This is a genomic window from Pseudomonas sp. NFACC32-1 (genome assembly GCF_900101215.1).
GTDB lineage: Bacteria > Pseudomonadota > Gammaproteobacteria > Pseudomonadales > Pseudomonadaceae > Aquipseudomonas.
Window position 1 is genome coordinate 1 of record NZ_FMUL01000026.1, and the last position, 20,858, is coordinate 20,858.

The window sequence follows — 20,858 nt, forward strand, 5'->3', positions numbered from 1 at the left end:
ATCGCCACCGCCGGTTGCGTGGCACTGTGGGGCTACCTGCTGTACCAGGGCGTGATCGACCCGCTGGGTGGCATCAACACCCTGTGGCCGCTGTTCGGCATCTCCAACCAGATGCTGGCGGGGATCGCCCTGATGCTCGGTACCGTGGTGCTGATCAAGATGAAGCGCCAGCGCTACGTCTGGGTCACGCTGCTGCCGGCGACGTGGCTGCTGATCTGCACCACCACCGCGGGCCTGATCAAGCTGTTCGACGCCAACCCGGCGATCGGCTTCCTGGCCCTGGCGCGCAAGTACAACGATGCCCTGGCCGCCGGCCAGGTCCTGGCCCCGGCCAAGAGCGTGGAGCAGATGCAGCACGTGGTGTTCAACGCCTACACCAACGCCACGCTGACGGTGCTGTTCCTGTTCGTGGTCTTCAGCATCCTGTTCTACGCGCTCAAGGTCGGCATCGCCGCCTGGGGCACGAAAGAGCGCACGGACAAAGAAGCGCCATTCCAGGCCCTGCCGGACGCGTAACCAGAGGATTGCAACGATGTTCAATGACTTGAGTCGCCTCGGTAAATACCTCGGTCAGGCCGCCCGCCTGATGGTCGGCATGCCCGACTACGACAACTACGTCGAGCACATGCAAACCAAGCACCCGGACAAGCCGCTGATGGACTACGAGGCGTTCTTCCGCGAACGCCAGGAAGCCCGCTACGGCGGCAAGGCCGGGCCCAAGTGCTGTTGAACCGCTGATTGCCGGCGGATGATGCAACCCTTGTGGGAGCGAGCCTGCTCGCGATGGCAGTGGGTCGGCTGACGATGATGTCGCTGATCCACCGCTTCGTGAGCAGACTTCCCCCCAACATCAGTCGTTTCCGGGGGAGGGGGGCGTGTAAGCGCACCTTCACTCCGCCAGCAACACCGCCGCATCGAAGCCCACGCGCAAGTTGCCCCAGTGACGACCGCCAAAGAAGAACGGGACGTCGATCTCGGTCATGATTTCCCCGGTATCGCGCAGGTAGGTCTGCAGCAGGAAGCGCTGGACGTTGCCTGCCGCACGCAGGCCAATGGGGTCGTTGAAGATTCGCTTGTTGCGGCACACCGGCAGATCCACCGCCCGGTCGCCGGTCGGTGGCTTCGAAACCCAGCTGTTGTTCACCGGGCAATACCCCTTGCTGTCGACAATGAACGAAACCTTGCCCCCCGGCGTGCTGCGGGTGAGGGTGTCGCAGGCTTCCTGGCAGACCTGGGCGAAGCGTTCGGTGTAGCGGGTCATGTACTGCTTGGGATCGGTGCCCGGGATCAGCTGGTAACTCTGGTCGAACAGATCGAGCCCCTCGTCCAGCAGTGCCTGCAGGCGGACCTGAAGGGTGTCCCGGCATTCGCTGGCCCGGGTGATGGCGGCGTCCAGCTTGCCATGGCCGAGCACGAAGCGGCCCAGCAACGCCTGCACCCGCTCGGCCACGCCGGACAGGTCGCGGGTGGCGGTCGCCGAATGCTGCATGCGCTGATCGATGGACTGGCTGTCGGCGTGGATCTGGGTGACTCGCTCGTTGATGCCGGTGTTGGCATCGGCGAACTGCTGGATATGCTCGGCGATGTCCGCCAGCTTGCCATTGGTGGACTCGAAGTCGCCGATCATGCTTTCGAAATGGCCGGAGGCGCGCTCCACGACTTTCTGGGTTTCCCGGGCGCTGTGGCTGATCTGGGTGGTCTGTTGATGGGTGGAGCTGACTTCTTCCAGCATGGCGTCGATGTTGCGGGAGATATCGTCGGTGGCCCGGCTGACGTTCTGCGCCAGGGTCCGCACCTCATCGGCCACCACGGCGAAGCCTCGGCCGCTTTCGCCGGCCCGGGCGGCTTCGATGGCGGCGTTGAGCGCCAGCAGGTTGGTCTGGGCGGAGATCTGCTGGATCAACCCGACGATGGACTTGATGCTCGAGGAGCGCTGGTTCAAGGCGTTCACCAGCGTGGCGAACTCGTTGAGGCTGCTGGAGATTTCGCTGATGTTGCCGGTCACTTCGAGCAACTCGGCGTAGGAGTCGCGGGCCATGCTCAGGTTCTGGGCGGTGGTGCTGGAGATGCCCTGGGTCTGGCGCGAGACTTCCTCGATGCGGCCAACGGCGCTGTTGCTCTGGTCCATCACTTCCTTGGCGAAGCGTGCCTGGTGGGTAGCGCTGTCACTGGAATCGCTGATGTTCTTGAGCGAACGCGCCGATTCCACGGCGATGTGTACGGTCAGGGCCTGGACGTTGCTGATGATTTCCCGCTGCTTGGCCAGGAAACGGTTGCACGTGCCTGCCAGTACGCGGATTTCGTCGTGGGTCACCAGGGGCAAGTCCTTGGACAGGTCGCCTTCACCGTTGGCGATTTCCTCCAGGGCCTTGGTCATGGCTGTGACCGGGCGCACGATGAGATGGCGGAAGTACCAGACCATGAAGCTGATCATGCCCGCCGTCAGTAACGTACCGAACAGCAGCGCGTGGGTCAGGCTGTCGAGTCGCCCCTCGATCTGTCCCAGCAAGGCGGCGTCCAATTGGGCATTGCGCAACTGCAGCACGATGTCCGCACGGGCGCTGAGGGCGACCCAGTACAGCAACCCGCTGACCACGACCAGTAGAAAAAGGCTCGACAGCTTTTTAGTGAGGGTATCGAAAAAACGCATTTCGATAGACTCGTACAAGTCCTTTAACGTCTGCATACCGTCGCTCCTGGGCGGAAAAATCTTTTAATGGAATACATTCGACCGAAAGCGCCAAAGCTTTAGGCGGTGAAGGGCTATTTGATATCACTCTGCAAAAGTCGGCCCGATTCATAGGGTTGGAAGGCGATGGGTTTGATGGAAAAGATTTACTGGGAATTATTCTCAAAGTATATTCGCTCTCATTAACGTCCCCTCCCATGAGTGCCCTTTCTTGAAGCGTTCCATCCCTTTCGCCAACCGCAGCGCATTCTTCAAGCGTGTGCTGCCCACGCTGTCCTGCTGCCTCATCGCCAGCCCCTTGTGGGCGCAGGATTCCCTTGAGCTGCCCACCACGGATATCCAGGGCACCCGCATCACTCAGGAGGAGGGTTACACGGCATCGCAAGCCAGCACGGCGAGCAAGAGCGATGTACCGATCAAGGAAGAGGCGCAGTCCATCAATGTCGTCACCCAGCAGACCCTGGATGACTATCAGGTGCGCTCGCTGAACGATGCGATGAAATTCGTCAGCGGTGTCAGCCAGGGCAACACCCTGGGCGGCTCGCGGGACTCACTGGTCAAGCGCGGCTTTGGTACCAACGACGATGGCTCGATCCTGCGCGATGGCGTGCGCTCGAACCTGGGGCACAATTTCAGCGCCACCACCGAGCGGGTCGAGGTGCTCAAGGGGCCGGCCTCGTTGCTGTATGGCGCGCTGGAGCCGGGCGGCCTGATCAACGTGATCAGCAAGAAGCCCGAATATACCCAGGGCACCACGCTGAGCGGCTCGGGCTACAGCGAAGGCGGCGGCACCATGGCCCTGGATACCACCGGGCCGTTGGGAGACACAGGGTTGGCGTATCGCTTGATTGCCGAGCGCAAACATGAAGATTACTGGCGCAACTACGGGGTCAACGAGAGCACTCTGGTCGCGCCTTCGCTGGCCTGGACGGGTGAGCGGGCTTCGTTGAATTTGAGTTATGAGTACAACGAATATTCCAATCCGTTTGACCGGGGCACAGTGTTCCGCAATGGACATCCGGTGGACATCGATTATGACAAGCGCCTGGACGAGCCCTGGGCCAAAAGCGTGGGCATTCGCGAGACAGCGACGGCGCGTTTCGAGTATGAGCTGAGCGAGGCGTGGAAAACCCGCGTGACGTATGGCTGGAACAATGATCGGTACAGCCTTTCGATTGCGCAGCCGAGCCAACTGACTGGCAATATCCTGCGCAGGGCTGCCAATGGCGCGCACTACGATGATGAGACCCGTTACGCGAGTTGGGATTTCATTGGTAAGCAGGAGCTGTTCGGCCAACGCCATGACCTGCTGGTGGGGGTCGATAATCAGGTATCCGATCAGTATCGCGGCAAGACCTATCGTGGGGTCGCGCAAGGCGGATTCGACATCACAGCCCCTGTCTACGGTGGGCTGGCAGAGCCGGGCAGAATCAATGCGGCACAAAGTAATCTGAGCAACCAACTGACATCCAGCTCCATCTATCTCAAGGACAACTGGCATCTGGATGATCGTTGGATCCTGGTGTTTGGTGGTCGCTACCAGCATTACGATCAATACACTACACAAGGACTGGTTCCTGCTTCGCCGGTTCGCGACGATAACGGCGACGCTTTCGTGCCATTCCTGGGCGTGGTCTACAAGGCATCCGAGACCCTTTCGCTGTATGGCAACTATAGCCGTTCATTCAAGCCCAACGACGTGGTCGACAAGGACAGTCGTACCTTCAAGCCAGAGGAGGGGCGCAGCTATGAAATTGGCGCCAAGTACGATCCGTTGCCGGGCTTGAACATCAATCTCGCCCTGTTCGACATTGTTAAGAAGAACGTAGTGACTACTGTCGACGAAGTCTCCGAAGCCGCCGGAAAAGTCGGCTCCCAAGGCCTGGAACTCGACATCACCGGTCGCCTTTCCGAGCGCTGGGAGCTGATCGGCACCTACGCCTACACCCACACGGAAATCCTCGACGATCCGAAAAACGAAGGTCATCGTCTCGCCGACGCGCCGAAACACACCGCCAGCCTGTACCTGACCCATCATCTCAATGTCCCCGCCGAATTCGGCGCCTGGCACGCCGGGGGCGGTGCGCGCTACGTCGGTGAACGAGCCGCCAATAACGACAACGGTTTCTGGCTCAGCAGTTACACCGTGGCCGACGCCTTCCTGCGCTGGGAGTCGCCGGTCCTGGGCTACAAGACCTCGTTGCAGCTGAACGTGGACAACCTGTTCGACAAGCAGTACTACCCGTCCTCCACCGGCAGCGAGCTGCAGGTCAACGTCGGCGAGCCTCGTACCGCACGCCTGAGCGCCAGCGTGACATTCTGATCGCGCTGCGCTGAAACCGAAAAGCCCGGGTTTTGTCCCGGGCTTTTTCATGGTGTCGCAGGCTAAGCCGGGGTGCCGCCGACGGGGGGCTTCGCCGCGTCCTGCCTGACGCCTGACCTGAGGGCGTGGCGAAGCTTCAGCGCCGGTCGCTCCACCAGGTAATAGGACACGCCGCTCAATGCGAACGACAGCACCAGTACCGCCGTGATGATCAGCGCGTTGTACTCCACCGGCCAGAACGCCCGCAGTACGTACATCACCACGAAGTGGTTGAGGAACACCCCGTAGCTGATATTGCCCAGCAGTTCGTCCAGCCGATGAGGCTTGTGCCTGGCGAGCAGGAATACTGCCGGCAGGCCGAGGGCGATGCCGAGGGTGACTTCCGCGTTGAAAGGACGGCGGGGAATGAACCCCATGGCAATGCCCAGGCACATCAACCCAGCCACAGCCGCGGTCATCGACGCGATCCACAGGCCCTTGGCTTGGGCCCGGTACAGGTAGCTGCCACAGAGGAAAATGAACAGCACGCCCGGGAGCAACCGGTAGCCGTATATATCCGTGTCGAGGTAGCCCAGCGAGGCAACCAGGAAGATCGCCACGGACGCCGCGAATGCGATGCCCCGCGCCCTGTAGCGGATCAGGAACGGGATCAGCAGGTAGAAACACATTTCCATGCCCAGGGACCAGGCCGGCGGCAGGATCTGCGGCACGGTGATGCCGAACATATAGAAACCCAGCGGTACGATCGGCAGGCTGGTGGCGACGTTTTCCAGGGTCAGGGCCGCGGCCTGGGGTGTGCCGGGCAACAGGAAATGAATCACCACGCAGGACAGGGCGAAGTAAAGCAGGAACTGAGGGTACAACCTCAACAGCCGGTCGATGTAGAACAGGCCAATCTGCCCATCGCTGCCGTAGTTGCGTTCGATCAGGGAGGTCATCACGAAGCCGCTGATGATCAGGAAGGAAATCACGGCCACCACGCCGGGATTGAAGCCCATGAACGTCACGCCCATATGAGACATCGCCACCAGCATTGCCAGCAGCAACCGAAAGACCCCCACGTGCATCATCCTTAATCAGAGTTGATCCGTTTGCGCGATACGTTATTGGGCTTTGCGGGCAGTTGACAGCCGTTTGCGCGACGGCGGCGGGCCAGTGGGGACAATTGTCACTTTTGACACACATGGGCTTGGTTCGATTGCCGGCTTGCAGGGAGGCCGAAATCGCCAGTGGGTAGTAATTTCCCCGTTTCAGGGCATCAAGCGCCCTTCATCCGTTTCGCTGCACCGATTCGACCCGTTTGCGATGTCCTGGTCAGGCGCCGTGCAGGGCTTTGCAGCCTTATCAGGTGCTTTTCGCCGCTCAAACGAATAAAAATTTCACGGTTACGCCATTTTGCGCCGGTTTTTCCAGCGAAAGCGCCTAACCTCGAGCTTGGGCACAGCCTTTGCTACGGCTTGAGTCAGTGGCCACCGAACCGGGGGCTTCCATGGAACAGACACCCACAGAACAGAGGAGAGGGGCACTACGCAGAGTTGAAGGGGGCGCACGTCTTCCAGACGCAAAGGCCAGATCAGCGACCGACATCCATGAGGTGCTCATAGAACCAGGGCTCATCAAACAAGGCTCACCCAAACAGGCAAGGCCGCACTATTGGAATGACGCAGTGATAAGAAATGCCGTGTAGAACGCGGCTGGGAGTTGGCTATGCCCCGAGCTTTTTTCAATGAAATGTATGACGCCAAGGGTGACTGCCGCCCGCATTACCAAGCCTTCGCACGCTGGTTGGCGGACACGCCGACCGAGCTGCTCGAGCAACGCCGGCGCGAAGCCGACCTGCTGTTCCATCGCGCCGGGATCACCTTCACGCTGTATGGGGACGAGCAGGGTACCGAGCGGTTGATACCGTTCGACATCATTCCGCGCAGCATCAAGGCCAGTGAATGGCAGACGGTCGAGCGCGGCTGCATCCAGCGGGTCCAGGCCCTGAACATGTTCCTGGCCGACATCTATCACGACCAGCGCATTCTCAAGGAGGGCATCATCCCGGCCGAGCAGGTGCTGGCCAACGAGGGTTACCAGATCGCGATGCAGGGCCTGAACCTGCACCGGGGCATCTATGCCCATATCGCCGGTGTCGACCTGGTGCGTGACGGCGATGGCAGCTACTACGTGCTGGAAGACAACCTGCGCACCCCCAGCGGCGTGAGCTACATGCTCGAAGACCGCAAGATGATGATGCGCCTGTTCCCCGAACTGTTCGCGGCCCAGCGCGTGGCCCCCATCGATCATTACCCGAACCTGCTGCTCGACACCCTCAAGAGCTCCAGCCCGCTGGACAACCCCACCGCCGTGGTCCTGACCCCCGGCCGTTTCAACAGTGCCTATTTCGAACACGCGTTCCTGGCCCGGGAAATGGGGGTGGAACTGGTGGAAGGGGCCGACCTGTTCGTGCGCGACGACCATGTCTACATGCGCACCACGGCAGGTCCCCAACAGGTGGACGTGATTTACCGTCGTCTCGACGATGCGTTCCTCGATCCGCTGTCGTTCAACCCCGACTCCATGCTGGGCGTGCCCGGGCTGATCGCCGTGTACCGCGCCGGCAATGTGGTGCTGGCGAATGCCGTCGGCACCGGCGTGGCCGACGACAAGTCGATCTACCCCTACGTGGACGAGATGATCCGCTTCTACCTCACCGAAGAACCCATCCTCAAGAACGTGCCCACCTGGCAGTGCCGCAAGCCCCAGGACCTGTCCCATGTGCTGGCCAACCTGCCCGACCTGGTGGTCAAGGAAACCCAGGGCTCCGGCGGCTACGGCATGCTGGTGGGGCCGGCGGCGACCGCGGCGCAGATCGAAGACTTCCGCGCCCGCCTCAAGGCCCGGCCGCAAGACTACATCGCCCAACCGACCCTGAGCCTGTCCACGTGCCCGACCTTTGTCGAGAACGGCATCGCCCCGCGTCATATCGACCTGCGTCCGTTCGTGCTGTCGGGCAAGGAGACGCGCCTGGTGCCCGGGGGGCTGACCCGCGTGGCGCTTCGCGAGGGCTCGCTGGTGGTGAACTCGTCCCAGGGTGGCGGTACCAAGGACACCTGGGTAGTGGAGGATTAAGACATGCTTTCAAGAACCGCTTCGGACCTCTACTGGATGTCCCGCTACCTGGAGCGCGCCGAGAACCTGGCGCGCATGCTGGAGGTCAGCTACTCGCTGTCGCTGATGCCCCAGGCCGGGCGTAGCGACGGGCACGCCGAGCTGGCGATGTCATTGCTGGCCGCCGGTACGCTGGACGACTACAACGCTCGTTATGGGGCGCTCGACAGCGAACACATGCTGCATTTCTTCGCCCTGGACGACACCAACCCCGGCAGCATCTACAGCTGCCTGCGGGCGGCGCGGACCAATGCCCACGCCGTGCGCGGACGCATCACCGCCGACATGTGGGAAAACATCAACGCCACCTGGCTGGAAATGCGCAACATCGCCGGCAATGGCCTGGGACGCTACGGCATCAGTCATTTCTGCGAATGGGTCAAGGAACGCTCGCACCTGTTCCGTGGGGCGACGTCGGGCACCATCATGCGCAACGATGCCTACTGTTTCATTCGCCTGGGCACCTTCATCGAGCGGGCGGACAACACCCTGCGGTTGCTGGACGCCCGCTACGAAATGTATGGCGAGGAGTCGGAGGAGGTCAGCGACAAATCGGCGCGCGGCTACTACCAGTGGAGCGCGTTGCTGCGGGCCCTGTCTTCCTTCGAGGCGTTCAACGAGATCTACCGCAATGCGCCGAATGCCGAGCAGGTCTCGGAAATGTTGCTGCTGCGCGCCGATGTACCGCGCTCGTTGCTCGCCTGCATCGAGGAACTCGACCACATCCTGGCCAGCCTGCCGGGCAACAATGGGCGCCCGGCCCAGCGCCTGGCCGCGGAGCTGCACGCACGCCTGCGTTATTCCGGGATCGACGAGATCCTGGCCTCGGGCCTGCATCTGTGGCTGACCGACCTTATCGACCAGATCCGCCACCTGGGCCAGACCGTCCACGAATCCTATCTGGAGGTCGTATGAAACTTTCCATACGCCATGACACCACCTACCGCTACACCGACGAGGTGTGCACCAGCATCCAGTTCCTGCGCCTGACGCCCAAGGACAGCCAGCGCCAGCGCATCCTGCAATGGCACCTGGAGTTGCCGCGCCTGGTGCGCAGCCAGCTCGACCCGTACGGCAACATCCTGCATGTGATGACCATGGACGAGCCCCACGGCGCCTTGGTGCTCACGGCCTACGGTGAGGTGCAGATCCACCAGGCGGTGGAGGTGGAGCCGGATGACCAGTCGCCATTGCCGTTCCTGCGTACCAGCCGTCTCACCCAGGCGGACGACGCCCTCGGTGCCTTCGCCGAGGAACAATGCGCGGGCCGACGCGATCGTGCCGCCTTGACCGCCCTGATGGACGGCCTGGTGGCCCGCATGCCCTACAGTCCGGGTACGACCGCGGTCAACAGCACGGCCGCCGAGGCGTTTGCCGGCGGCTCGGGTGTCTGCCAGGACCATACCCACGCCTTTCTGGCGTGCGCCCGCAGCCTGGGGATTCCGGCACGGTATGTCTCGGGCTACCTGTGCACCGAGGATGAAAGTCACCTGGCGAGCCACGCCTGGGCCGAAGCCTGGCTGGGCGATGGCTGGTACAGCTTCGATGTGACCAACCGCCTGACCCGCCCGGACCGGCACCTGAAGCTGGCGGTCGGCCTGGACTACCTCGATGCCTGCCCGGTGCGGGGCATGCGTCGTGGAGGCGGGGCGGAGCAGATGCAGGCCCGGGTGCAGGTGAGCTCCATGGTCCAGGTCCAACATTAAGTGCTGTTCGAAAAGCCCTGATACTCGGTGATGCGGCGTCGAAAACCGCCTCGGAATGCTCGTTTACGCCAGTGAATCCAGCTTCCCAGGCGGTTTTTGCCTGGCCTGACCTTTGTCTCCGAGGACTTTTCAAATGGCGGCTGGGGAGCCGGGCGGGGAGACCTGCCCGGGCATTGCAGCCTAACCGACCCCGCGCAGGTGCTCCATGGCCCATACGGCGGCCTCGACCCGCGAGCGCAGGCCGAGCTTGTGCAAGAGGTTCTTGACGTGGACCTTCACCGTGCCTTCGGTGATGCCCAGCTTGTGGCCGATGACCTTGTTGCTGTAGCCGGCCGCGATGGTCTTGAGCACCTGGCGTTCGCGCTCGGTCAGGTCCACGTCGGCCTGGCGGGGCGGGGAGCGCAGGGCCTGGGCCATGACACGAGTCAGCCCGGGACTGATCACCAGGGCGCCCTTGAGCGCATCGCGGATGTACTGCACCAGCAGCTCGGGCTCCATGTCCTTGAGCAGGTAGCCGTTGGCGTCCAGGCGCAGGGCATCGCGGATGTCGTCCTCGGCATCGGACACGGTGAACAGCAACACCTTGCCGCTGTAGTTCATGGCGCGCAGCCGACGCAGGGTTTCGATGCCGTTCATCTGCGGCATGTTGTTGTCCAGCAGCACCAGGTCGGGCTTGAGCGGTTCGATCAAACACAGGGCTTCTTCGCCATGGCTGGCTTCGCCGACGATCTGCAGGTCGTCTTCGAGTTCGAGCATCTGGCGAATCCCGCGACGCATCATCGGATGGTCGTCGACCAGTAGCAGGGTGTGGCGCAGGGGGGCGTTCATGTGACGGTGCCTTCGGTGTGTTGGCCCAGGAATTCCGGCTGGAAGCACACCTGGATACGGGTGCCCTGGGGTGTCCGGGAGAGGATCTGCAGCTGGCCGCGCAGGCTGCGGGCCCGTTCGTTCATGATGTTCAGGCCATGGTGTTCGCGCTGGTCCACTTCGCCGCTGAAACCACGGCCATCGTCTTCGACCGACAATTGCACCGTCTCGCCTTCCTGGCGCAACTGCAGCCAGGCATTCTCGGCGTGGGCGTGGCGCAGGCAGTTGGACAAGGCTTCACGGGTAATCTGCAGGATATGGATCTGTTCGCTGGCCGACAGCTCGAAAGCCAGTGTGTCGATGAACAGATGGACCTGGAAGTCCCCGCGGCTGGAGAACTCCGCGGCGGTGTCCTTGAGCTCTTCCACCAGGCCGTCGTCGTGGATCTGCAGGCGAAACGTGGTCAGCAATTCCCGTAGCTGGCGATAGGCGTTGTTGAGTCCTTCGCGCAGCTCGCCGGTCACCGCTTCCAGGGTTTGCACCGGTTCGCCACGACGCATCAGGGTCTGCATGCGGCTGACCTGCAGTTTCATGTACGACAGGGCCTGGGCCAGGGAGTCATGCAGCTCCCGGGCAATGATGGTGCGTTCGTCCAGCAGCAACAGGCGATGGTCCTGCTCGCGCTGGCGCTTGAGGGACAGTGACGTGCCGATCACGTTGGCCAGGGCCTGGATCAGTTCGGTCTCCCAGGGTTGCGCCGTATGGCCGTCGACGAAATGCGCCTTGAGCTCGCCCAGTTCGTTGCCCTGGTTGCTGATGCTGAAGGTCTGTGGCCGGGCACCATGATGCTTCTGACAGGTGGCACAGTCACTGCTGGCACAGACCTCGCGGTTGTTGGCGCCATGAATCGCCAGCAGTTGCCGCGCGGGGGCCTGCAGTTGCCCTTGCAGGCAGAGCGACAGGCGCAGGCCCGGCAGCCGCTGCTGGAAACGACCGATCAGCTCATCCAGGCCCTGGGCATTGGCCTGGCGCGTGGCGAGGCTGCGGCTGCTCTGGTACAGCAGTTCCAGGGCGGCATTGGCGTGTTGCAGGTTCAGGGTTTTCTGGCGGACCTGTTCTTCCAGGGTCCGGTGGGACTGCTCGATGGTTTCGGCCATGGTGTTGAAGCTGGTCGCCAGTTGGCCCAGTTCATCCTCGGACTGGTGATTGACCCGGACCTGGAATTCACCACGGCGAAAACGCTGGGTCGCCTCCACCAGTTCCTGCAACGGCGTGACCACGCTGTATTGCAGTTCGTACAAGCCGATCAGCAGGATGATCATGGTGCTGAACAGCGCCATGCCCTGGATCGTCTGTTGCCAGCCCTGTTTGTGCTCGCTCTGGCGTTGCAGCAGGGTGACGAACTGGTCCAGCTGCGCGACGAAGGAATCCGCGCTGGCCTGCAAGAGCGCCGAGTCGCCGCGCTCGACGGCGGGGCGCAGGGTCTCGTCCCAGCGTTGCAGAAGGTCACGATAGCTCTGGTTCAGGGCAGTTGTCGGGCCGTCCTCCAGCACGGCGCGAAGGGAAGGGCTATTGAGGCGTTGCTGCAGGCTGTCGACGATGGCCGGGATGGCGGCGGTGTCGCCCGCCGCCAGTTTCCAGCTCAGGTGGTAGGTCTCCATGCGCACCGAGCCGGCGGTGTTGATCGCTGCCGCATCGCCCTGGCTGAACCAGGCGATCAATCCGGCGCTCAGGGAACTGGCCAGGGCAAGGATGGCAATCAGGATGACTGCTACCGCGGCGCGCGCGGGCAGGGAGCTGCGCAGCCAGCCCATCATTGCGGCTGGCCCTGGCGCAACAGCGGTAAAACGAGCATAGGGTGCCTCGGATCGAGGGTGTTGCAGCCGATCCCGGGCGCACTACCTCTAAAGAGTTGTTGGCCGTTCCGTTTCCATAAAAGCTTCGGCCAATTCGTTCAAGCTATTGATAAACAAAGGGTTCTATCAATTTCAGGGACTACCTCCTTGGAGGTAGGTGGGCCAAGCATAGGCCCATACCCCCGGGAGGCTCTTTGACTCACGTCAAGTTTTTGCGGGTAGGCATCACTAGTCTGCGCTCATCGAACTGATGGGAGCATCGTGATGCGAGCGCAAGTGCAACAAGGGTTGGTACTGGGGATGAGTACCCTGGCCTTCACCGTGTGCTTCATGGTCTGGATGATGTTCGCGGTGCTCGGCGTTCCCATCAAGGAAATGCTGGCCCTCAACGAAACCCAGTTTGGCCTGCTGGCCGCCACGCCGGTACTGACCGGTTCGCTGGTGCGCCTGCCCCTGGGGCTGCTCACCGACCGTTTCGGCGGGCGCATCGTGTTCTTCCTGCTGATGCTGTCCTGCGTACTGCCGTTGTACCTGATCACCCTGGCCACGGCCTTCTGGCAGTTCCTGGTCCTGGGGCTGTTCGTCGGCCTGGCCGGCGGTTCGTTTTCGGTGGGCATCGCCTACGTCGCCAAGTGGTTCGACAAACAGAACCAGGGCTTTGCCATGGGCGTCTTCGGTGCCGGCAACGCCGGTGCGGCGGTGACCAAGTTCCTTGCGCCGGCCTTGATCGCCCTGGGCTCCTGGCACCTGGTGCCGAAGGTGTTCAGCGCGATCCTGTTCCTCACCGCGCTGTCGTTCTGGTTCCTCACCGCCGAGAAAAAAGAGCACCGCAGCGCCAACGGCGCCAGCCTGCGCGAACAGCTCAAGGCCCTGAAAGAGCCGGCCGTGTGGCGCTACTGCCAGTACTACTCGATCGTGTTCGGCGGCTATGTGGCCCTGGCGCTGTGGATGACCAAATACTACGTGCAGGAATACGGTTTCAGCCTGCAGAGCGCGGCGCTGCTGGCGGCGTGCTTTTCGCTGCCCGGTGGTGTGCTGCGCGCCGTCGGTGGCTGGATGTCCGACCGCTGGGGTGCCCAGAGTGTGACCTGGTGGGTGTTGTGGGTCAGCTGGATCTGTCTGTTCCTGCTGTCCTATCCCCAGACCCAGCTGCAAGTGCAGACCGTCAACGGCATCGTCGACTTCCACATCGGCCTCAACGCCACCCTGTTCACCGTGCTGCTGTTCGTGATGGGCATCGCCTTCGCGTTCGGCAAGGCCTCGGTCTTCAAGTACATCGCCAACGACTACCCGAAAAACATGGGCGCGGTGTCCGGCATCGTCGGCCTGGCCGGCGGCCTGGGCGGCTTCGTGCTGCCGATCATGTTCGGCGCCCTGGTGGACCTCACCGGCGTGCGCTCGTCCTGCTTCATGTTGCTGTACGGCGTGGTCTGGGTCTCCCTCATCTGGATGTACTTCAGCGAAATGCGCAAGCGCCCGCTGCTGGGCAAGCGTCAGCCCGCCAGCCAACCCCCGTTTTCCAGCATTGCCCAAGGAGAAGAACATGTCCGTTCTGCAAACGCCTGACAAAGGCCCGGTCATCCATGACTGGCGCCCGGAAGACCCCGCCTTCTGGGGCAGCAGTGGCAAACAGACCGCACGGCGCAACTTGTGGATCTCGATCCCGGCGCTGCTGCTGGCCTTCGCCGTGTGGATGGTCTGGAGCACGGTGATCGTGCGCCTGAACGCCATCGGCTTCAGTTTCAGCACCGACCAGCTGTTCTGGCTGGCGGCGCTGCCGGGGCTGTCCGGTGCCACCTTGCGCATCTTCTATTCGTTCATGGTGCCGATCTTCGGCGGTCGGCGCTGGACCGCTCTGAGCACTGCATCGCTGCTGGTGCCGGCGCTGTGGATGGGCTTCGCGGTACAGGATCCGGGCACGCCCTACAGCGTCTTCGTGCTGATCGCATTGCTCTGCGGTTTTGGCGGCGGCAACTTCGCCTCCAGCATGTCTAACATCAGCTTCTTCTATCCCAAGTCCCAGCAGGGCACCGCCCTGGGCCTGAACGCCGGGCTGGGCAACCTGGGCGTCTCGGTGATGCAGTTCTGCGTGCCGCTGGTGATCTCCTTCGGGGTGTTCGGCTTCATGGGCGGCCAACCCCAGGTATTGGCTGACGGCAGCTCGCTGTGGCTGCAGAACGCCGGTTTCATCTGGGTGCCGTTCATCCTGGCCGTGACCCTGATTGCCTGGTTCGGCATGAACGATTTGTCCAGCGCCCGGGCCTCGTTCAGCGAACAAGCGGTGATCTTCAAGCGCAAGCACAACTGGCTGATGTGCTGGCTGTACCTGGCGACCTTCGGCTCGTTCATTGGCTTCTCCGCCGCGTTCCCGCTGCTGATCAAGACTTCGTTCCCGGAAGTCATCGCCCTGAAATTCGCCTTCCTCGGCCCCCTGGTGGGCGCCCTGGTGCGGCCGCTGGGTGGTTGGCTGGCGGACAAGCTCGGCGGTGCGAAGGTCACCCTGTGGAACTTCGTGCTGATGATCGCGATGGTGTTCGGCGTCATGCACTTTCTGCCCCAAGGTGGCCAGGGCGGCAACTTCTACGGCTTCCTGGGCCTGTTCATGTTGCTGTTCATCACCACTGGCGTGGGCAACGGTTCCACGTTCCGCATGATCCCGGTGATCTTCCGCACCCTGCATGAAAAAGCCGCCCTGGGGAAAAAGCCCGAGGTGCGCGAGCAAGCGCTCAAGAACGCCGGCAAGGAGTCGGCCGCGGTGCTGGGCTTCAGCTCGGCCATGGGCGCCTTCGGTGCGTTCTTCATTCCTAAATCATTCGGCACTTCGATGGCCCTGACGGGCGGCCCGGAGATGGCCTTCTACATGTTCGTCGGCTTCTACCTGAGCTGCATCGTGGTGACCTGGTGGTGGTATGCCCGCAAGGGCGCCGCGACACCTTGCTAAGCCGAACCTAAACCTGCCTGGGCGGGGCGCAGACCCCGCGGAGCAAGCCTGAGAGGAAGACACTGTGAGTCATTTACTGGATCAACTGCGGTTCTTCAACCGCAAGCAAGGCGAGTTTTCCGACGGTCACGGCGAGACCCGCAAGGAGTCCCGCGACTGGGAAAACGTCTACCGTTCCCGCTGGCAGTACGACAAGATCGTGCGTTCGACCCATGGAGTGAACTGCACCGGCTCGTGCTCGTGGAAAATCTACGTCAAGAACGGCCTGATCACCTGGGAAACCCAGCAGACCGACTACCCGCGCACCCGCAACGACCTGCCCAACCACGAACCTCGCGGTTGCCCTCGCGGCGCGAGCTACAGCTGGTACATCTACAGCGCCAACCGGCTCAAGTACCCGAAGATCCGCAAGCCGTTGCTCAAGCTGTGGCGCGAAGCCCGGCAGACCCTGCCGCCGGTGGAGGCCTGGGCCAGCATCGTCGAGAACAAGGCCAAGGCCGACGCCTATAAAAGCAAGCGCGGCATGGGCGGCTTCATCCGCTCCAACTGGGAAGAAGTCAACGAGATCATCGCCGCCGCCAACGTCTACACCGTCAAGACCCATGGCCCTGACCGGGTGGTGGGTTTCTCGCCGATCCCGGCCATGTCCATGGTCAGCTACGCCGCCGGCTCGCGCTATCTTTCGCTGATCGGTGGCGTGTGCCTGAGCTTCTATGACTGGTATTGCGACCTGCCGCCCGCTTCGCCGATGGTCTGGGGCGAGCAGACCGACGTGCCGGAATCGGCCGACTGGTACAACTCCAACTACATCATCGCCTGGGGCTCCAACGTCCCGCAGACCCGTACCCCTGATGCCCACTTCTTCACCGAGGTGCGCTACAAGGGCACCAAGACCGTGGCGATCACCCCGGACTACTCGGAAGTCGCCAAGCTCACCGACCTGTGGCTCAACCCCAAGCAGGGCACCGACGCCGCCCTGGCCCAGGCCTTCAACCATGTGATCTTCAAAGAATTCCACCTGGACAAGCCCAGCGCCTATTTCACCGAATACGCCAAGCGCTACACCGACCTGCCGGTACTGGTGATGCTCAAGCCGATGCTTGGCGCTGCACCAGGCGCGGGCTACCAGCCGGACCGTTTCCTGCGGGCCAGCGACCTGACCGACAACCTCGGCCAGGACAACAACCCGCAATGGAAAACCATCGCCCTGGATGCCAACGGCGAGCTGGTTTCCCCCCAGGGTTCCATCGGCTATCGCTGGGGCGAGAAGGGCAAGTGGAACATCCTGCCCCGTGAAGGCGGCGAGGGGCGTGAAATCGACCTCAAGCTGAGCCTGATCGGCGGTGACGTCGCCGAGGTGGCGTTCCCGTACTTCGCCGGCGAAGCCCAGGAGTACTTCCAGCACGTGGCCGGTGATGCGGTGCAGTTCCGTAGGGTGCCGGTGCACAGCGTGGTGCTGGCCGATGGCAGCGTGGCGAAAGTCGCCACTGTATTCGACCTGTCGGCGGCCAACCTGGCCATCGACCGTGGCCTGGGGGGCGCCAACGTCGCCAAGGACTACGACGACGCCTCGGTACCCGGTACGCCAGCCTGGCAGGAGCAGATCACTGGTGTGAGCCGCGAGAAGGCGATCCAGATCGCCCGCGAGTTCGCCGACAACGCCGACAAGACCCGTGGCCGCTCGATGATCATCGTCGGGGCGGCGATGAACCACTGGTATCACATGGACATGAACTACCGCGGGCTGATCAACATGCTCATGCTCTGCGGTTGCATCGGCCAGACCGGCGGCGGCTGGGCCCACTACGTCGGCCAGGAAAAGCTGCGTCCGCAATGCGGCTGGCTGCCCCTGGCCTTCGGCCTGGACTGGAACCGTCCGCCCCGGCAGATGAACGGCACCAGCTTCTTCTATGGCCATAGCTCGCAATGGCGCCACGAGAAGATGAGCATGCACGACGTGCTTTCGCCCCTGGCCGACAAGTCGCAGTTCCCCGAGCACGCCCTGGACTACAACATCCGCGCCGAACGGGCCGGCTGGTTGCCCAGCGCGCCGCAACTCAACACCAACCCGCTGCACATCTGCCGCGATGCCGCCGCCGCGGGCCTGGAACCCAAGGATTATGTGGTCAAGTCGCTGCAGGACGGCTCCCTGCGCTTTGCCTGCGAGCAACCGGACAGCCCGGTGAACTTCCCGCGCAACATGTTCATCTGGCGGTCCAACCTGCTGGGCTCCTCGGGCAAGGGCCACGAGTACATGCTCAAGTACCTGCTGGGCACCAAGAACGGCGTGATGAACGAAGACATCGGCCAGGTCGGTGACTGCAAGCCCACTGAAGCCGAATGGGTCGACGAGGGTGCCATTGGCAAGCTCGACCTGGTGACCACCCTGGACTTCCGCATGTCCTCGACCTGCGTGTATTCCGACATCGTCTTGCCGACCGCTACCTGGTACGAAAAAGACGACATGAACACCTCGGACATGCACCCGTTCATCCACCCGCTGTCCGCCGCCATCGATCCGGCCTGGGAATCGCGCTCGGACTGGGAAATCTACAAGGGCATCGCCAAAGCGTTTTCCGCCATGGCCGTCGGACACCTGGGCGTGGAAAAAGACCTGGTGACCGTACCGTTGATGCACGACAGCGTTGGCGAACTGGCCCAGCCATTTGGCGGGACCGACTGGAAAAGCGCCGGTGTGGCGCCGGTACCGGGCAAGAACGCACCGAACCTGCAAGTGGTGGAGCGCGACTACCCCAACATCTACAAGCAATTCACCTCCCTGGGCCCGATGCTGGAAAAACTCGGCAACGGCGGCAAGGGCATCAACTGGAACACCGACGCCGAGGTGAAATTCCTCGGCGAGCTCAATCATCATGAAGTGGACGCCGGTATCAGCCAAGGGCGGCCGAAGATCGACAGCGCCATCGACGCCGCCGAAGTGATCCTGTCCCTGGCTCCGGAAACCAACGGCCATGTGGCGGTGAAAGCCTGGGCGGCGCTGTCGGAATTCACCGGCATCGACCACAGCCACCTGGCCGTCTCCAAGGAGCATGAGGCCATTCGCTTCCGCGACATCCAGGCCCAGCCGCGCAAGATCATTTCCAGCCCGACCTGGTCCGGCCTGGAAGACGACCATGTGAGCTACAACGCCGGCTACACCAACGTCCACGAGTCGATTCCATGGCGCACCATCACCGGTCGCCAGCAGTTCTACCAGGATCACCCCTGGATGCAGGCGTTCGGCGAGCAGCTGATGAGCTATCGGCCTCCGGTCAACACCCGCACCATCGCCGGCGTGAAGGGCAAGCGCGGCAATGGCGAGACCGAGATCGTCCTGAACTGGATCACCCCGCACCAGAAATGGGGCATCCACAGCACCTACAGCGACAACCTGCTGATGCTGACCTTGAGCCGTGGCGGGCCGATTGTCTGGCTTTCGGAAATCGACGCCAGGCGCGCCGGCATCGAGGACAACGACTGGATCGAATGCTTCAACGCCAACGGCGCGCTGACCGCCCGGGCGGTGGTCAGCCAGCGGGTCAAGGAGGGCATGGTGATGATGTACCACGCTCAGGAACGGATCGTGAACGTGCCAGGTTCCGAAACCACCAAGACCCGCGGTGGCCACCACAACTCGGTGACCCGCGTGGTGCTCAAGCCCACCCACATGATCGGTGGCTACGCCCAGCAGGCCTATGGCTTCAACTATTACGGCACGGTCGGTTGCAACCGCGACGAATTCGTCGTGGTGCGCAAGATGGCCAAGGTCGATTGGCTCGACGGTTCCAGTGGCGATGATCTGCCGCGTCCACTGCCAACCGATATCGAGGAGAACTGAGATGAAGATTCGCTCACAAATCGGCATGGTCCTGAACCTGGACAAATGCATCGGCTGTCACACTTGCTCCATCACCTGCAAGAACGTCTGGACCAGCCGCGAAGGGATGGAATACGCCTGGTTCAACAACGTCGAGTCCAAGCCGGGCATCGGCTACCCGAAGGAATGGGAGAACCAGGACAAGTGGAAGGGCGGCTGGGTCCGCAACGCCGACGGTTCGATCAACCCGCGCATCGGCGGCAAGTTCCGTGTGCTGGCGAACATCTTCGCCAACCCGGACCTGCCCAGCCTGGACGATTACTACGAGCCGTTCGATTTCGACTACCAGCACCTGCACACCGCGCCACTGGGCGAACATCAACCCACCGCACGGCCGCGTTCGGTGGTGTCCGGCAAGCGCATGGAAAAGATCGAGTGGGGCCCGAACTGGGAGGAGATCCTCGGTACCGAATTCGCCAAGCGGCGCAAGGACAAGAACTTCGACAAGGTCCAGGCGGACATCTACGGCGAGTACGAAAACACCTTCATGATGTACTTGCCGCGCCTGTGCGAGCACTGCCTGAACCCGGCGTGCGCGGCATCCTGCCCGAGCGGGGCGATCTACAAGCGCGAGGAAGACGGCATCGTCCTGATCGACCAGGAGAAGTGCCGCGGCTGGCGCATGTGCATCAGCGGCTGCCCTTACAAGAAGATCTACTTCAACTGGAAGAGCGGCAAGTCGGAAAAATGCATCTTCTGCTACCCGCGCATCGAGGCGGGGATGCCGACGGTGTGCGCCGAAACCTGCGTCGGCCGGATCCGTTACCTCGGCGTGCTGCTGTACGACGCCGACCGCATCAGCGAAGTGGCAAGCACCGCCGATGAGAAGGACCTGTACGAGAAGCAACTGGAGATTTTCCTCGACCCCAACGACCCGGCGGTGATCCGCCAGGCCCTGGCCGATGGTGTGCCGCAGTCGGTGATCGACTCGGCCCAGCGTTCGCCGGTCTACAAGATGGCCGTGGACTGGAAGCTCGCGCTCCCGCTGCACCCGGAATACCGCACCTTGCCGATGGTCTGGTACGTGCCGCCACTGTCGCCGATCCAGAACGCTGCGGCCGCCGGTACCGTGGGCATGAACGGGGTGATCCCGGACGTCGACAGCCTGCGCATCCCATTGCGTTACCTGGCCAACATGCTCACCGCCGGTGACGAAAAGCCGGTCAGGCATGCCCTCAAGCGCCTGCTGGCAATGCGCGCCTACAAGCGTTCCCAGCAGGTCGATGGCGTACAGGACCTGCAAGTGCTGGCCGACGTCGGCCTGAGCGTGAACCAGGTGGAGGAGATGTACCGCTACCTGGCCATCGCCAACTACGAGGATCGTTTCGTCGTGCCCAGCGCCCACCGCGAAGACGCCATGAGCGACGCATTCGCCGAGCGCTCCGGTTGCGGCTTCAGCTTCGGCAGCGGTTGCAGCGGCAGTTCCGATACCAACATGTTCGGCGGCAAGAAGGCCAACCGCCGGGATGTGATCAAGACCGTGCAGTTGTGGGAGGAATGAAC

Annotated in this window: 14 protein-coding genes; 10 read left to right on the forward strand and 4 right to left on the reverse strand. The window is 62.5% G+C overall.

All coding sequences use genetic code 11. The annotated features are described in order from the left end of the window. Positions 1–516: carbon starvation CstA family protein (locus BLP99_RS25545; RefSeq protein ID WP_305367272.1), on the forward strand; the 516-nt coding region annotated here is incomplete at its 5' end. Between the two features lie 16 nt (positions 517–532). Continuing rightward, on the forward strand, positions 533–730 hold the full coding sequence (locus tag BLP99_RS25550; protein ID WP_072390895.1) for a YbdD/YjiX family protein: 198 nt from the start codon (positions 533–535) through the stop codon (positions 728–730). A 159-nt stretch (positions 731–889) separates the two neighbouring features. Here BLP99_RS25550 and BLP99_RS25555 read toward each other — a convergent pair whose 3' ends face one another. Next, positions 890–2,686, reverse strand: a complete 1,797-nt coding sequence (locus BLP99_RS25555; protein ID WP_072390897.1) for a methyl-accepting chemotaxis protein — start codon at positions 2,684–2,686, stop codon at positions 890–892. Positions 2,687–2,900: 214 nt separating this feature from the next. On the opposite strand from BLP99_RS25555, the gene BLP99_RS25560 reads away from it, so the two are divergent. Continuing rightward, entirely contained in the window at positions 2,901–5,012 is a 2,112-nt protein-coding gene (locus BLP99_RS25560) for a TonB-dependent siderophore receptor (RefSeq protein WP_092182127.1), read from the forward strand. A 62-nt stretch (positions 5,013–5,074) separates the two neighbouring features. Here BLP99_RS25560 and BLP99_RS25565 read toward each other — a convergent pair whose 3' ends face one another. After that, a complete protein-coding gene (locus tag BLP99_RS25565; protein WP_072459243.1) occupies positions 5,075–6,073 on the reverse strand; it encodes an acyltransferase family protein in 999 nt (332 codons plus the stop codon). 646 nt (positions 6,074–6,719) lie between these two features. Between BLP99_RS25565 and BLP99_RS25570 the strand changes: the two genes are divergently transcribed. The 3 genes from BLP99_RS25570 to BLP99_RS25580 are packed head-to-tail and all read left to right on the forward strand — an operon-like array spanning position 6,720 to position 9,874. Continuing rightward, on the forward strand, positions 6,720–8,129 hold the full coding sequence (locus tag BLP99_RS25570; RefSeq protein ID WP_072390903.1) for a circularly permuted type 2 ATP-grasp protein: 1,410 nt from the start codon (positions 6,720–6,722) through the stop codon (positions 8,127–8,129). A 3-nt stretch (positions 8,130–8,132) separates the two neighbouring features. Beyond that, positions 8,133–9,083, forward strand: coding sequence for an alpha-E domain-containing protein (locus tag BLP99_RS25575; RefSeq protein WP_072390906.1), 951 nt, complete (start codon positions 8,133–8,135; stop codon positions 9,081–9,083). Continuing rightward, the gene (locus tag BLP99_RS25580) at positions 9,080–9,874 is read left to right on the forward strand and encodes a transglutaminase family protein (protein WP_072390909.1); all 795 of its coding nucleotides are present in this window, start codon (positions 9,080–9,082) and stop codon (positions 9,872–9,874) included. Before BLP99_RS25575 ends, BLP99_RS25580 begins: the two co-directional genes overlap by 4 nt. 180 nt (positions 9,875–10,054) lie before the next feature. Here BLP99_RS25580 and narL read toward each other — a convergent pair whose 3' ends face one another. Both narL and BLP99_RS25590 read right to left on the reverse strand, forming a co-directional pair. Further along, positions 10,055–10,702, reverse strand: coding sequence for a two-component system response regulator NarL (gene narL / locus BLP99_RS25585; RefSeq protein ID WP_072390912.1), 648 nt, complete (start codon positions 10,700–10,702; stop codon positions 10,055–10,057). Next, positions 10,699–12,498 (reverse strand): HAMP domain-containing protein, encoded by a 1,800-nt coding sequence (locus BLP99_RS25590; RefSeq protein WP_072390915.1) that lies wholly within the window; start codon positions 12,496–12,498, stop codon positions 10,699–10,701. The genes narL and BLP99_RS25590 overlap by 4 nt, the downstream gene beginning before the upstream one ends. 303 nt (positions 12,499–12,801) lie before the next feature. Between BLP99_RS25590 and BLP99_RS25595 the strand changes: the two genes are divergently transcribed. From BLP99_RS25595 to narH, 4 genes are all read left to right on the forward strand, one after another. Further along, a complete protein-coding gene (locus tag BLP99_RS25595; protein WP_207956440.1) occupies positions 12,802–14,103 on the forward strand; it encodes an MFS transporter in 1,302 nt (433 codons plus the stop codon). Continuing rightward, positions 14,081–15,478 carry a NarK family nitrate/nitrite MFS transporter gene (locus tag BLP99_RS25600; RefSeq protein WP_092182130.1) on the forward strand — a complete coding sequence of 466 codons (1,398 nt, stop codon included), beginning with the start codon at positions 14,081–14,083 and terminating at the stop codon, positions 15,476–15,478. Before BLP99_RS25595 ends, BLP99_RS25600 begins: the two co-directional genes overlap by 23 nt. A gap of 64 nt (positions 15,479–15,542) precedes the next feature. Continuing rightward, positions 15,543–19,316 carry a nitrate reductase subunit alpha gene (locus BLP99_RS25605; RefSeq protein WP_092182133.1) on the forward strand — a complete coding sequence of 1,258 codons (3,774 nt, stop codon included), beginning with the start codon at positions 15,543–15,545 and terminating at the stop codon, positions 19,314–19,316. Position 19,317: 1 nt separating this feature from the next. Next, complete coding sequence (gene narH / locus BLP99_RS25610) at positions 19,318–20,856, forward strand: nitrate reductase subunit beta (RefSeq protein ID WP_072390927.1); 1,539 nt, start codon at positions 19,318–19,320, stop codon at positions 20,854–20,856. Positions 20,857–20,858: the final 2 nt, after the last annotated feature.